The organism is Desulfacinum hydrothermale DSM 13146 (genome assembly GCF_900176285.1).
Taxonomy (GTDB): Bacteria; Desulfobacterota; Syntrophobacteria; order Syntrophobacterales; family DSM-9756; genus Desulfacinum; species Desulfacinum hydrothermale.
Map to the genome: position 1 here is coordinate 148,377 of NZ_FWXF01000004.1, position 13,002 is coordinate 161,378.

At 63.3% G+C, this 13,002-nt stretch carries 12 protein-coding genes; 9 read left to right on the plus strand and 3 right to left on the minus strand.

The genetic code is table 11. The features are described 5' to 3' along the window. The first annotated feature begins 27 nt into the window (after positions 1 to 27). Together rpmA and obgE are read left to right on the plus strand one after the other, a co-directional pair. Positions 28 to 297: a 50S ribosomal protein L27 gene (rpmA, locus tag B9A12_RS05530; protein ID WP_073038060.1), complete on the plus strand. Its 270-nt coding sequence runs from the start codon at positions 28 to 30 to the stop codon at positions 295 to 297. Between the two features lie 81 nt (positions 298 to 378). Beyond that, entirely contained in the window at positions 379 to 1,395 is a 1,017-nt protein-coding gene (gene obgE, locus B9A12_RS05535) for a GTPase ObgE (protein ID WP_084056881.1), read from the plus strand. Between the two features lie 224 nt (positions 1,396 to 1,619). On the opposite strand, the gene B9A12_RS05540 is transcribed toward obgE, so the two are convergent. Then, positions 1,620 to 3,059, minus strand: coding sequence for a hypothetical protein (locus tag B9A12_RS05540; RefSeq protein WP_084056882.1), 1,440 nt, complete (start codon positions 3,057 to 3,059; stop codon positions 1,620 to 1,622). Positions 3,060 to 3,144: 85 nt separating this feature from the next. On the opposite strand from B9A12_RS05540, the gene B9A12_RS05545 reads away from it, so the two are divergent. From B9A12_RS05545 to B9A12_RS05555, 3 genes are read left to right on the plus strand one after another with little or no spacing between them, the layout of a single operon-like run. Beyond that, positions 3,145 to 4,188, plus strand: a complete 1,044-nt coding sequence (locus B9A12_RS05545; RefSeq protein ID WP_084056883.1) for a redox-regulated ATPase YchF — start codon at positions 3,145 to 3,147, stop codon at positions 4,186 to 4,188. Positions 4,189 to 4,206: 18 nt separating this feature from the next. After that, positions 4,207 to 4,536: a zinc ribbon domain-containing protein gene (locus B9A12_RS05550; RefSeq protein WP_084056884.1), complete on the plus strand. Its 330-nt coding sequence runs from the start codon at positions 4,207 to 4,209 to the stop codon at positions 4,534 to 4,536. 54 nt (positions 4,537 to 4,590) lie between these two features. Continuing rightward, positions 4,591 to 5,334 carry a hypothetical protein gene (locus tag B9A12_RS05555; RefSeq protein WP_084056885.1) on the plus strand — a complete coding sequence of 248 codons (744 nt, stop codon included), beginning with the start codon at positions 4,591 to 4,593 and terminating at the stop codon, positions 5,332 to 5,334. A 93-nt stretch (positions 5,335 to 5,427) separates the two neighbouring features. Here B9A12_RS05555 and B9A12_RS05560 read toward each other — a convergent pair whose 3' ends face one another. Further along, entirely contained in the window at positions 5,428 to 6,510 is a 1,083-nt protein-coding gene (locus B9A12_RS05560; protein ID WP_084056886.1) for an ATP-binding protein, read from the minus strand. Positions 6,511 to 6,841: 331 nt separating this feature from the next. Here B9A12_RS05560 and mgtE point away from each other — a divergent pair, with 331 nt between their 5' ends. Then, entirely contained in the window at positions 6,842 to 8,200 is a 1,359-nt protein-coding gene (mgtE, locus tag B9A12_RS05565) for a magnesium transporter (RefSeq protein ID WP_170920369.1), read from the plus strand. 324 nt (positions 8,201 to 8,524) lie between these two features. Beyond that, complete coding sequence (gene selD, locus B9A12_RS05570) at positions 8,525 to 9,571, plus strand: selenide, water dikinase SelD (protein ID WP_084056953.1); 1,047 nt, start codon at positions 8,525 to 8,527, stop codon at positions 9,569 to 9,571. A gap of 335 nt (positions 9,572 to 9,906) precedes the next feature. On the opposite strand, the gene glgA is transcribed toward selD, so the two are convergent. Next, complete coding sequence (gene glgA, locus B9A12_RS05575; protein WP_212636833.1) at positions 9,907 to 11,367, minus strand: glycogen synthase GlgA; 1,461 nt, start codon at positions 11,365 to 11,367, stop codon at positions 9,907 to 9,909. A 132-nt stretch (positions 11,368 to 11,499) separates the two neighbouring features. On the opposite strand from glgA, the gene ahbA reads away from it, so the two are divergent. Beyond that, the gene (gene ahbA, locus B9A12_RS05580; RefSeq protein ID WP_245802361.1) at positions 11,500 to 12,474 is read left to right on the plus strand and encodes a siroheme decarboxylase subunit alpha; all 975 of its coding nucleotides are present in this window, start codon (positions 11,500 to 11,502) and stop codon (positions 12,472 to 12,474) included. A 16-nt stretch (positions 12,475 to 12,490) separates the two neighbouring features. Continuing rightward, positions 12,491 to 12,838: a hypothetical protein gene (locus tag B9A12_RS05585; protein ID WP_139796508.1), complete on the plus strand. Its 348-nt coding sequence runs from the start codon at positions 12,491 to 12,493 to the stop codon at positions 12,836 to 12,838. Positions 12,839 to 13,002: the final 164 nt, after the last annotated feature.

Consider the following 13,002-nt stretch of genomic DNA (forward strand, 5'->3'; position numbering starts at 1 on the left):
GTGAAGACCTGAGGGGGAGGGCATGGCATGGCACATAAAAAGGCAGGCGGCAGTTCTCGAAACGGTCGCGACAGTGCAGGACAGAGACGGGGCGTCAAGAAGTACGGCGGCGAATTCGTTCGTGCCGGAAACATCCTGGTGCGCCAGCTGGGCACCAAGTTTCACCCCGGCCGGAACGTGGGCATGGGCAAAGACTACACCTTGTTTGCCCTGATCGACGGTGTGGTGGCCTTCGAACACAAAGACAAGACCCGCAAGCAGATCAGCGTCTATCCCATACCGACCCAGGCCCAGTAAGCCGGTCGCAGGTTCGGAAAAATCACGGAAAGTCTTTTGCAACGGGGGAGGTCCACTCCCCCGTTGCTATTTGGGAAAACCATGCGTTTCATCGACGAAGCCAAGATTCAGGTGGAAGGGGGCCGCGGCGGCAACGGCTGCGTGAGCTTTCGGCGGGAAAAGTACGTGCCGCGGGGAGGTCCCGACGGCGGCGACGGTGGCAAGGGGGGCGATGTGATCCTGGAGGCCACCGAACGGAAGCAGACGCTGCTCGATTTCCGCTACCGGCGCCTCTACCGGGCCGAACGGGGCCGGCACGGCCAGGGAAAGGCCAAGCACGGCCGCGGCGGCAAGGACCTGGTGCTCCACGTCCCCGTGGGCACGCTTGCTAAGGATGTGGAAACGGGGGAGGTGCTGGCCGACCTGAACCGACCGGGCATGCGCTGGGTGGCGGCCCGGGGCGGACGGGGCGGACGGGGCAACGCGCGCTTTGTGACCTCCACCCGCCAGGCGCCCCGCTATGCGGAAGAGGGCGAAGAGGGCGAAACCCGGGAGATGCAACTGGAACTGAAACTTCTGGCCGACGTGGGCCTGGTGGGGCTTCCCAATGCCGGAAAGTCGACCCTCATCGCCGCCGTTTCCGCCGCTCGACCCAAGATCGCCGACTACCCCTTCACCACGCTGATCCCTAACCTGGGGGTGGTGCACTACGGTGATGCGCCGCCCTTCGTGATGGCCGACATCCCCGGCCTGATCGAGGGGGCCCATGAAGGGGCAGGCCTGGGCATCCGCTTTCTCAAGCACATCGAACGCACCAAGGTGCTGGTCCACCTGGTGGATGCGTCGGCCCTGAGTCCGACCGATCCGCTGGCGCCGTATCGGGCCATCGAAAGGGAGCTGGAAAGCTATTCGGACACGCTGGGGGAAAAGGACCGCATCGTGGCGCTCAACAAGATGGATCTGGTGACGGAAGAGGCCCGCCGGGAAGACCTGCTGGCCGCTTACCGGACGACCGGGCACCCGGTGGTGGCCGTGAGCGCCCTGACACGCCGGGGCTTGCCCGATCTGCTCAAGGCCCTGGTGCGACTGCTCCGTGATGAAGAGGCGGACGCCCTGTAATGGATCGGGCGGGTCTCCAGGAGGCTGACAGAGAACGCCCAGGTGGCTCCCTTTTGTGCGAACGGAAGCTTGGGGCGACCGGCCGGGCCCGTGCTGCCGGCCTTTCAGCCGTAGGGGCCGATTCCGAACCCGCCCCTACAGGGCTCAATGGGTAGGGGAGCCCTTGCCGGGGGCAAGTGTCTTCCGGCTGAGCTGATTGGAGCGGGGAAGATGCCCCTGGCTCGTCAGGCGCCTGAGAGCGCCAGGATCGTCACCGGATGTTTCAGGTGCCGGCGCAGTCGGTCGGCATCGTCTTTCGTGGGAACGAAGGCGAACCAATCGTCGGCGGAAAGGGCGTGCAGGTCCAGATCCCCCGGCAGGCGCCATTCCCGTTCCAGCTTCCACGTTCTCTTCGGTGGATCGTGGACCTGGAAGCGAAAACGATCGTCTTCCCGCAGTCTTTCATAACAGGGGGAAGGAGCGTAGATAACCGGACGCGCTCCAAGCGCCTTGAGCGCCCGACGCCGCACGGCCACTCCATAGGGCTCAAAGGTCCATCGGATAAGACCCGGGTGCCACCGGCTGATGTGGGCCAGCTGCTCGGGCGGCACGGCCGTCCAGGAAACCACCGGGTAGCCGCCGCGGATGAGATGGGCGCTTTTTCGGAGGCGGCCCTCGGTGAGGATACGCAAGAGCGTGTCCAGGCTGGTGTGGTCGGCCCAGGGGGCGTCTTCCAAAAGATCTCGCGCCCACTGGCAAAGGCCTTGGCCCGGCCAGGGACCCGGTCGCGACCGGGTGTAATGGTAGAGGTACTGGGTCCAGGCAGGCACCACCTTGGGCCGGGCGCCAAGCACCGGCGGGGATCTTTTTTTCGAAGCCTTTCGCCGCTGGGCCGGTGCGGGTTGGAAGTGGGGGCGAACCCAGGCGGAAAATTCCCTCTGGAGAGCCAAGCCCCCGCCCGAGGCAGCATCTTCTTGTGGGGGCATCCAAAGCTCCACCGGCCGGGGTCTCTGGGCCAGCTCTTGCCTCAGGGTCCGCTCCAGGGTGCCGGCTCGCCGGATCTCCAGAAGGATCCATCGGTCGGCCAGGGCGGCCAGCAGCCGGTCTCGGCACTGCATGGCTTGGGCCGGGGGGCACAGGGAGCGGCCGGGAAGGCAGCACAGAAGCGTTGGGGCTGGGCGTTCCAGCCCATGGGCTCGGAAGGCCCGCTGGAAAGACTGGGATCGGTGGGGCGGCACCAGCACCAGGCACGGTCGTTTTCTGGCAAGGGCCCAGCAGGTGACCAGATCGTAGGTGGCCGTGCCCAAACTGGCGAGCCAGGTGCCCGGGCGGTGCTCGTGATGGGTCAGGACCCTTCGCAAGGCCTGCAGCCAGGGAGCCTTGCGGGGTGTGGCCTTGGTCTTTCGGGAATTGAAAAGGGCGCGCCAGGGCCGGGGGCCTTCCGGGAGGATCCCGCTGAAAAAGAGGAAGGACGGACAGGGGGACAGGGGATGCCCCGGCGGCCACCGGCAGACAAGGAGACCCAAGCCGGCCCTGGACGTGGGTTCGCTGGGAGCGGTGGAGCTCCGGGCGGCTTCCCCCCAGAGGGCTTTCAGCTCCCGGTGTAGCTCCGGGCCGGTGAGGGCCTTTCGGCGGGAAAGACGCAGGGCCTGGTCCCGGAGCGTTTCGTCCCATCTTGGATCCATGGGTGTTAGAATGGGCCTGCTTTCCATGGCTTCATTAGAATAGGATTCAGCAGGCGAATCAAGAAAGTGATTGGGGAGGCCTTCCATGAAACTCGGCATCGTTGGCTTGAACCGGGCCGGTAAAACCACCATCTTCAACGCCTTGACCCAACGAAGCGGGGAGTCGGCACCCACGGGAGGTCAGGCGGCTCCCGTCCTGGGCGCCGTGTCCGTCCCCGACGACCGGCTGGAATGGCTCAATGACCTGTACCAGCCCAAGAAGAAGACCCCGGCGCAAGTGACCTACCTGGACCTTCAGGGAATGCCGGGAGCGGCGGACAAGAAAAAGGAATACATGGCGCTCCTTTTGACCCACATGCGCCCCGTGGCGGCCTTTCTCATGGTGGTGCGCAATTTCCACGACCCCGTCCTGGGAGCGCCGGATCCGGCCGCGGACGTCCAAACCCTGGAAGACGAATTCCTGCTGGCGGATCTGGCCACGGTGGAAAAACGCTTGGAGCGGATCGCCGCCGAAAAGGCAAAGGGGCGCAAGGCCTCGGAAAAGGAAGTGGCTCTCCTGGAACGGTGCGCCGAGTTGCTCAACGCCGAAAAGCCCCTGCGGAGCGACCCGGAGCTGGCGGGCGCCCCTGAGCTCAGAGGCTACACCTTCCTGTCGGCCAAGCCCGTTTTGGTGGTCGTCAACAACGACGATGACGATGAAACCATGCCGGCCCTTCCCGAAGGAAGTCCCGAGGCCATGGTGATCCGGGGGCGCCTGGAAATGGAGATGGCCCAGCTGGGCGACGAGGATGCGGCCATCTTTCGCCAGGACTTCGGAATCACGGAATCGGCCCTGGATCGGGTCATAGGCCGTTCCTTCCGCCTACTGGGCCTGGGTAGCTTTTTCACGGTGGGAGACGACGAGGTGAAGGCCTGGACGGTCCCCGTGGGAATCCCGGCCGTGGAGGCCGCTGGGGTGATCCACAGCGACATCCAAAAGGGGTTCATCCGGGCGGAGGTGGTGAGTTACGAGGACCTGAAACGCTGCGGGGATTACGCGGCCGCCCGCAAGCAGGGACTTGTGCGGCTGGAAGGGCGTGATTATCCGGTAAAGGACGGAGACATCATCCATTTTCGTTTCAACGTGTAGCGGGAGGTCGTACTACGTATGTTTTTCTTCATCGGCGGTGTGCAGCCCAAGACCAAGGTTTTGGATGAGACGCCGCGCCTGTGCCCGGCCTGCGGGCTCGCCCAGGCGCGACTGAAGCGCATCGACCATTATCTGAGCCTCTTTTTCATCCCGCTCTTCCCGGTCAAGAAGGGATCTCCCCTGGTGGTTTGCGACCGGTGCGGCCACATGGCCGCGCCCGAAGAAGGCCTGGGGCCCCCTCCGGCGGAGCCGCCCCGGCCCTTTTCCACGGCGCCCCGGTGTGATCGGTGCGGGCGGGAACTGGAGGCCTCTTTTGCGTATTGCCCTTATTGCGGAAGCAAGGTATAAGCGGCTGGTCTGCAGCGGCAGACCCAATCCAAATGGTTACAGCAGGTGGAGTGCATGAGCAGCAAAGTGAAAGTGAGAAACAACGTCATCGCCTTCCCGACGGTTGCGCAGCCGAACATTGATCGGATTTTTGAGCGATTCTTGAGGGAGCAACGGGAGCGGTTGAAGCCGCGGACCTACCAGCGTTACGAAGAGATCATCACCCTCTTCCAGACGTCTCTGAACCTTTACGGCTACCAGGAATTGCCCACGCCCGGCGAAAACACGCTGTACCGCCGTCTGGCGGATTACAAGGACCAGACCTTCTGCTCCATCTTCGGCCCGGAAAAGATCCCCTCGGGGGTGAGCACTTTCCTCACCTACTTCATGATCCGCAAGGTGATGGCGTCCGAGTCGCTGCTGCGCGCGGCGGGCACCGTCACCAAAAAGCTCATGAAATGGCTGGTGGAAAACAACTACGCGCCCAAGGGGGAGGCTCGAAAGGCCATGGAACTGGCCTCCCAGGCGTCCAAGGAGCTGCCGGCGGCCGAGCGCCTGGCGCGGCTCCTTTATGACTTCGCCCAGACCCATCCGCCGCGCATGTGGACGGACGAGCTGGACGACTACTTTGTGGTGGAGGAAGTTCGGCCGGGGATGCTGATCCTTTCCGGGCTGACCACGGAAGAGGGACCTCTGGAGGTGAAGGTTCCCCGCATCATCTCCGAACACTGCAAGGTGGGCTGGCAGATCAACCTGTTGCTGGGAGAAACCCGCATGGGATGGCGCATCCTGGAATCGGGCAATGTCTATCCCCTGTGAGGGAAGCCGCTCCGTGTGAGACAGGCCAAAGCCCCGCAGCGCATGGTGCTGCGGGGCTTTGATTTTGAGATCGATCCGCCACGGGAGGGTTCGTCAAGACGATCGTTGCAGGCCCGCCATGCGTTCCATGGCGATCATCTTGTATGTCTCCAGCGGATGGGCGGGCGGGATCCGCTTTTCTTCCTCCGATTTTTCCCGCAGGGCGATGGCTTCCTGCGGGCAGGTGGGAACGCACACGCCGCAACCAATACAGCGGGCCGTATTGACCACCGCCAGGTCGTCTTCCATGGTGATGGCGTCCATCTGGCACCGGTCCACACAGGTTTCGCAGCCGATGCACTCCTCGGAGTCCACCTGCGCAAAGTAGTTGCTCATGACCACCGTGGCCGGATTGGGGATGCGCTTCAGGTTCTTGAGAATCTGGCAGCAGCAGCCGCAGCACAGACAGATGTTCATGACCTTCTGGGCGTTGGAAGGCTGCAGCACCAGGGCATGCTCCTCGGCCAGATCCAGGATCTTCAGCGCCTCCTCCTTGCTGATGGGCCGCCCCAGGCCGTTGTCTTCGTAATACTGGGCGCCGCCGCCGAAGACCAGACACGTCTCCAAGGGCCGGCCACAGCCGTGGCCCACCAGGGTGTGCTCCTTGCGGCAGATGCACGGAGCCACCACGATCTTTTCCTGATCCTCAATGATCTTGCGCGCTTCCTCATAGGGCATCACGTGCTGTTCCGGGGTGATCGACTTGGGAAGCGGGATGGTGCGAAGTTGCGGGGTCTTGAGCTGCAACGCGTGTTGGAAGAAGGCCGGGATGTATTCGTTCATGAGTTGGACGAGCTCTTCGTCCAGGGAGTTGACGTGGTACTCCCAGATGCCCACCAGGAATTGGGCGGCCATGTAGCGCACCTGGTCGCCCTTTCTCAGACGGAAGATGAGACCCTTTCGGGCCATCTCCTCCAGCTTGGGACCCAACTGCTCGGGGGGCATGCCCGCCCGTTCGGCCACCGCCTCCACCGGTTCGGGTTTCATGGTGAGGCGCGTGGCCAGCTGCGCCTCTTCGGGGGTGAAGAGCTTTTCCAGGATCTTCATCTCCACACCGGAGGGGGTTCGTGGAAATCCGGCCGGAAGCCGATCCAGGTGTTGGGCCAACGCTTCATAGGCCTGCCTGTGTTCTGTCATGACGCCTCCTTGGGGTGAACGGAAGGGGGCCCCGGCGGGGCCGTGGATGTCTTGCACACCTTTTACTTGCACACAAGCGGATACCCGCACCGATCTTTTTCTGTCAAGCCTTTTTAGCGCTGAGGGTCTCCGGTCGCGTTCCCCTTGTCGGGCCATGTCGACCCCACCAACGGGTGCCGAGGGAGGCTTGTCGCACAGGGGCCGGGACGACCGGTCGATGGGGGCGGAGGCAGAAGGCGCCGTTCGGTACGCCGATTGAAAAGGCAAGAGGGTTCTGTTAGAAGGATGTGTTGCTTTTTCTGCTATCCCCCGAATGCCCGAGGAGCGGACCATGGAGGCGAACAACCACGGAATGGAACCCTTGCGCGATGGCGTGCGGCGAGGGGACGAGCAGAGTCTGCTCCAGTCCATTGAGCATCTCCACCCGGCGGACGCGGCCGAAAAGCTGGCGCAGCTGACCCCGCAAGAGGTGGCCCGGTGTGTGGAGATCATCGGTGCCGAGCGGGCCTTGGCGGTCTTCGAGTTCCTTCCCTTCGAGATTCAAAAGGAAGCCTTGAGCTTTTTGGGCCGAGAAACCCTTGGGCGGCTCATTACGCTCATGCGCCCGGACGAACGGGCGGACCTGGTGGAGGAACTGGATGAAAGCTTTCGCGAGCGGCTCCTGTCGCTTCTCATCCAGGCCGAGCGGCAGAACCTGCTGAAGCTCCTCACCTATCCGGAAGACAGCGCCGGTGCCTATATGACCACCGATTATGCGCTGCTGCGGGCCCACACCTCCGTGCGCCAGGCCCTGGACGAGCTTCGGCTGCAGGCCCCCAAGAAGGAAACCATCTACTATGCCTATGTGGTGGACGCACACCGCCGCCTCATCGGCATTGTCTCTTTGCGGGATCTCATCATGGCCCGCCCCGACAGCCTGGTGGACGACATCATGTATCGGAACGTGATCTCGGTGCATGTGGACCAGGACATCGAAGAGGTGGCCCAGGAGATGGTCCACTACGACTTTTTGGCCATGCCGGTGGTGGATGGCGAGGGCCGGCTGGTGGGGATCATCACCTACGACGACATCTTCGACGTCATGACCGAGGCGGCCACCGAGGACATGTACCTTCTGGCCAACCTGGATACCGACGACAAGGTGACCTCGTCCATTCCCCGGTCGGTCAAGCTGCGGGCCCCTTGGCTCTTGGTGAACCTGGGAACGGCCCTGGTGGCTTCCTACATGGTGAGCCTCTTTTCGGAGACCATTTCGCGGTTCGTGGTGCTGGCTTCCCTCATGCCCCTGGTGGCCGGCCTGGGCGGCAACGCCGGCACCCAGTCACTCACGGTGGTGGTGCGTGCGCTTGCCTTGGGGGAGATCAAGACCAAGGGGACCTGGAAGGTGGTGCTGCGACAGGCGGCCGTGGGATGGTGCAACGGGGCACTCTGTGGCCTGGTTTTGGCCCTCATCACCTACGCATGGCACCGGAACGTGTGGCTTGCCGGGATCATGTGGATGGCCTTGATCTTAAATATGATCGTGGCGGGAACCCTGGGGGCCCTCGTTCCCATCGCTTTGAGGAAACTCAAGCTGGATCCGGCCTTGGGGTCCAGCATCTTTGTGACGGCGGCGACGGATACGGGAGGGTACTTCTTCCTTCTGGGACTGGCCACGCTCTTTCTGCAGGAGATTGTTCTGCACGGATGAGCGGGGAAGGCGAGCTGGGGGGCGTCTGAAAATAATTCCTGGATTTACGACCGCCCGGTGGATACCGTTTGTGGGGGCGATCCGACGGGGTCGCACCTCCAGAGCGTGTGGGCAACCGGGTCTCCTTTCCCGTGGCGCAGCCTCTGAGGGCTGCGGGACACTTCGGACGTCGCCTGGGCCATCGGGTGTTGCCGGCCACTTCATGAAATTGCGGGGGTCCGGATGCCCCGCGGCGCTCATAGCCCGTGGCTTCCAATGCAACCTGAATGGCTTATGGTTTTAAGGGGAGCAGCTGTTGTGGGTCAAACTCCTGGAGGCATGGTGATGGCAGCCGGTGAAGTGAAATTGGCCTCTTCCGTTCGAGCGGCGGGCTGAGCGGCCAAAATCGGTCCGGGGGACCTGGACCAGGTCTTGCTCAGTCTGCCGGAAGAGACGGATCCCAACCTGCTGGTGGGCCGGGGCAGCGCCGACGACGCTGGCGTGTACCGCGTGCGAGACGACTTGGCGCTCATCCAGACGGTGGATTTTCTCACGCCCATCGTGGACGATCCCTACCAGTTCGGGCGCATTGCGGCGGCCAATGCCCTGAGCGACGTCTATGCCATGGGGGGGCGTGCCCTCACCGCCATGAACATCGTCTGTTTTCCCGTGGAAAAGTTTCCCATGGAGGTGCTCAAGGACATCCTGCGCGGTGGGCTGGAAACGATCCATGAAGCGGGGACCGTTCTGGTGGGGGGCCACAGCGTGGACGACCTGGAACTCAAGTACGGTCTGTCCGTGACGGGGGTGGTCCATCCGGACCGGGTGATCACCAACGCGGGGGCGCGTCCCGGCGATGGGCTCATTCTCACCAAGCCCCTGGGAACCGGTGTGCTGGCCACAGCCGTCAAAGGCGGCCTGGCCAGCGCGGAGGCCGCCGCCTACGGCGTGGAGGTCATGGCCACGCTCAACCGGGCCGCTGCGGAGGTGATGGAGCGCTATGACGTGCACGCGGCCACGGATATCACCGGATTCGGCCTGTTGGGCCACGCGCTGGAGATGGCGCGGGCGAGCCGCGTGGTGCTCCGCATCGAAAGCGCCACCGTCCCCCTCCTTCCGGAAATCCTGGACTACGCTTCCATGGGAATGATTCCGGCCGGCACCTACGAAAATCGTCGGTTTTGCGATCAGAGGGTCCGGGTGGATGGCGCCGTGGATGCCTTGTTGCTGGACCTGCTGGCCGATGCCCAGACGTCGGGCGGGCTCCTGATCGCCGTGGGCGAAAGCCAGGTCGAGGCCCTTCTTTCCGACCTGCGGGCTGCGGGCGTGGAGCATGCGGCCCGTGTGGGCGCGGTGGAAAGCGCCGGTGACGGCGCCATCCGGGTGGTGTGATGGGGCTGGGCGCGAGGTCCAGGACCCCTGCTGGCCCGTTCGCATGGAAACCCCTGTGAGCTCAGGAAGCTGTCTGGTAACGCCTAGGTTGCTCCCTTCTTAAACGGACGGAAGTTTGGGGCTGCCGGGCGGGCCCGCGCTGTGGACCTGGCCGTGCAGCAGCGGGTTCCAAACCGCTCCTACGATGCTGCCTGCGAACTCCCAAAGAGCCACAGAGCACCGTGGAATTTCAACGAGTTAGAAAGGCCTCCAAAGGCTAGAAGGCCTTGTCGGGTGAGGCCCTTGCCGCAATCCGCCCGGATCCATCCCGAACTACGGTCGTCCGTCAAAGGGCATCACGGGGCTGCCAGCTCCCGGTAGAGATCCAGATAGGCGCGGGCGGCCCGGGCCCAGCTGAAGTCCTGAGCCATGGCCCGCCTTTGTAGCTCCCGCCACTTTTCCCGGTCCTGGTAAAGGTTCAGAGCCGCCTGGAGAGCGGCCAGAAAGTCGTGCGAGGTGTGCCGGTGGAACTTGAAGCCGGTACCCGTGTGGGGGAGCTGCTGGACGTCGGCAATGGTATCGTCCAGACCGCCCACGGCGGCCACCACGGGGATGGTGCCGTAGCGAAGGCTGTACATCTGGTTGAGTCCGCACGGTTCGTAGCGCGAGGGCATGAGGAAGAGGTCTGCGCCCGCTTCCAGGCGGTGGGCCAAAGGCTCATCGAAGGTGAGCCGTACCCGGATCCGGTCGGGGTGGGCCTTTTCCGCTTCCACGAGGGCCTGCTCCAGGTGGGGATCCCCCGTTCCCAGGACGACCAGGGTCAGGGGCTGTTCCATCATGGGTTCCAGGGCCTGAAGGATGAGATCCACGCCCTTTTGTTCCACCAGGCGGCTGATCATGACGCAGAGCGCCTTCTTTTCCGCTTCTTCGGGGAATGCCAACTCCCTCAGAAGCCGCCTTTTGCATTCGGCCTTGCCCGAAAGATGCTCGGCATCGAAATGGGCCGGGAGATGGGGGTCCGTTCGGGGATCCCACACGCTCGTGTCGATCCCGTTCAGGATGCCCCGCAGCTGGGCGCTTCGACTTCTCAAGACCCCGTCCAGCCCGAAACCGTTTTCGGGTTGCTGAATTTCCCGACTGTAACGGGGGCTCACGGTGGTGAGCCCGTGGCTGTAGGCCAGGCCCGCTTTCAGGAAGTTGCACTGGCCCCAGAATTCCATGCCCTCCATGGAAAAGGCCTGGGGCGGCAGCCCGGTAAGGCCGAAGAAGCTGCCGGGAAAGAGGCCCTGGTAGCCCAGGTTGTGGATGGTGAGAAGGGACCGCGTGGATGCGAAGGCCGGGTCGTGGCGCCAGTGAAAGTGAAGGTAGGCCGCGGCGGTGGCTGTTTGCCAGTCGTGGAGGTGGAGGATGTGGGGCGTCCAGTCCAAGTGACGGCAGAGTGGGTAGATGGCGCGGCTCAAGGCGAGAAAACGCTCGGCGTTGTCCTCGTAGTCGCCCCTCTGAGGATGGGCGTAGAGGTGGGGGCGGTGGTAGAATTCATCTTTTTCCAGGAAATAGACGGTGGGCCCGTTGGACCCTGCGGCCTTCCAGAGGTGCACGTGGTAGGTGTGGATGCCCATCGGGATGGGCACCCATTCCTGAATGGGTTCCAGGGAGGCGGCCGCTTCCTTGGCCGATGGATAGAGCGGGATCAGGAGGCGCACGTCGCAGCCCAGATGGGACAGCGCCTTGGGGAGCGCGCCGGCCACGTCGGCCAGGCCGCCTGTTTTGGCATAGGGGGTTGCCTCCGAGGCGCAAAACAGCACTTGCAGGTCCATGGGAACGGCTCCGTGTTGTGGGGGCGTTTCTTTTGCGAATTGGATCGAAAGTGTTTATCATGGCTGGCGAGCCGGTAAAAGCCGAAAGGCCTCTTAACCCTGTGGCTGAGGAGAGAGATCCCATTGGATGCGGTGGATCGCCAATTGCTGGATCAGATTCAAAGGACGTTCCCGCTAGAACCCCGTCCGTTTGCGGTTTTGGGGCAACGAACGGGTGTGGGCGAAGAGGAAGTGCTGGAGCGAATCGGACGGATGAAGCGGGAGCGGCTGGTCCGGCAGATCAGTGCCATCTTCAATACGGGTGGGCTGGGTTACACGAGCAGCCTGGTGGCCATGGCCGTTGCGGAGGATGCCCTGGAACGGGCCGCTCGGGCTGTCAACGCCTATCCCGGCGTGAGCCACAACTACCTGCGACCGGGCTCCTACAACATGTGGTTTACGGTGGCCGTTCCTCCAGGCGAGAGCTTGGAGGGGGTGGTGGCCCGATTGGCGGAACAAGCCGGCGGGTGGCCCTTCATCATTTTGCCCGCGCTCAAGAAATACAAGCTGGCGGTGGTGCTGGACGTTTTGGATGAAACCGAGGACGCTCCGGCCTCGGAAATCCTCAACCCTCCGGTGGATGCCCATCGCGCCTTTGAGGCCACCCCGGAGAATGTGGGGATCGTTCGGTGCATCCAGGAAGATCTCCCCATGACGGAACGCCCCTTCCATGAGTGGGGGCGGCGATTGGGCCTGGAGGAAACGGATCTGTTGCGGGTCATCCGAACCTGGAGCCAGCGGGGTTGGATCCGACGCTTTGCGGCCGTTCTCAACCACCGGGAAGTGGGCTTCGGTGCCAACGGCATGGTGGTCTGGCGCTGCGATCCGGAGCAGATCGACTCCAAGGGCGCCATCCTGGCCGGATGCCCGGAGGTGAGCCACTGCTACCATCGTCCGGCGCACCCCCAATGGCCTTACAACCTGTACGCCATGATCCACGGCCGATCCGAGGACGAGTGCCGGGCCATCGCCGATCGTCTGGCCCGTGCGGTGGACCTCGTTGACTACCGTATCCTTTTCAGCACCCAGGAATTCAAAAAGATTCGTCTCAAACTCTTTTGGCAATAGATTGGGGTTGTTTCTCATGGATTACGACAAGGAAGAATACGAGCGTCGAAAGCGGGCCATCTTTGAGCAGATGTCCAAGAGGGGCCAGCAGCGGATCCTGCGACTGGGTTATGAAAAGTGGGACCCCTTCCAGGAACCCAAGGATCCGAGGGAGCAGATCAGGAGCTCGTCGGCCATTCGGGCGGGAATGATTCTGGCCCAATTCTACGAAGAGCAAAAGGAAGATGAGCGCTTCCGCCAGCATCACAAGGACCTGATGGATCTGTGCCGGGGGATCCTTCGCCGAGACACCCGGGCCCGGGCCATCGTGGCCTTCTGTCGGTGGTACGAAGAACAAGAAAGGGAAGTGCTCGGAGACCGCTAGAAGTCGGTATGGAGACAGCCCTGGGAGTTTGTCCCGGAATGCCCAGGTTCTTTCCTTCTTGTGCGGACGGAAATTTGGGGCTATCAGGCGGTTCTGGGCTGCCGGCATGGGCTCGCCGCAATGGGGGCGGGTTCCGACCCCGCCCCCACAAGGTTGTCTGAGCG

What these genes read in the sequence shown, in the direction of transcription:
- rpmA (WP_073038060.1), top strand. Translation starts at nt 28, where the DNA reads ATGGCACATAAAAAGGCAGGCGGCAGTTCTCGAAACGGTCGCGACAGT.
- obgE (WP_084056881.1), top strand. Translation starts at nt 379, where the DNA reads ATGCGTTTCATCGACGAAGCCAAGATTCAGGTGGAAGGGGGCCGCGGC.
- B9A12_RS05540 (WP_084056882.1), bottom strand. Translation starts at nt 3,059, where the DNA reads ATGGATCCAAGATGGGACGAAACGCTCCGGGACCAGGCCCTGCGTCTT.
- B9A12_RS05545 (WP_084056883.1), top strand. Translation starts at nt 3,145, where the DNA reads ATGAAACTCGGCATCGTTGGCTTGAACCGGGCCGGTAAAACCACCATC.
- B9A12_RS05550 (WP_084056884.1), top strand. Translation starts at nt 4,207, where the DNA reads ATGTTTTTCTTCATCGGCGGTGTGCAGCCCAAGACCAAGGTTTTGGAT.
- B9A12_RS05555 (WP_084056885.1), top strand. Translation starts at nt 4,591, where the DNA reads ATGAGCAGCAAAGTGAAAGTGAGAAACAACGTCATCGCCTTCCCGACG.
- B9A12_RS05560 (WP_084056886.1), bottom strand. Translation starts at nt 6,510, where the DNA reads ATGACAGAACACAGGCAGGCCTATGAAGCGTTGGCCCAACACCTGGAT.
- mgtE (WP_170920369.1), top strand. Translation starts at nt 6,842, where the DNA reads ATGGAGGCGAACAACCACGGAATGGAACCCTTGCGCGATGGCGTGCGG.
- glgA (WP_212636833.1), bottom strand. Translation starts at nt 11,367, where the DNA reads ATGGACCTGCAAGTGCTGTTTTGCGCCTCGGAGGCAACCCCCTATGCC.
- B9A12_RS05585 (WP_139796508.1), top strand. Translation starts at nt 12,491, where the DNA reads ATGGATTACGACAAGGAAGAATACGAGCGTCGAAAGCGGGCCATCTTT.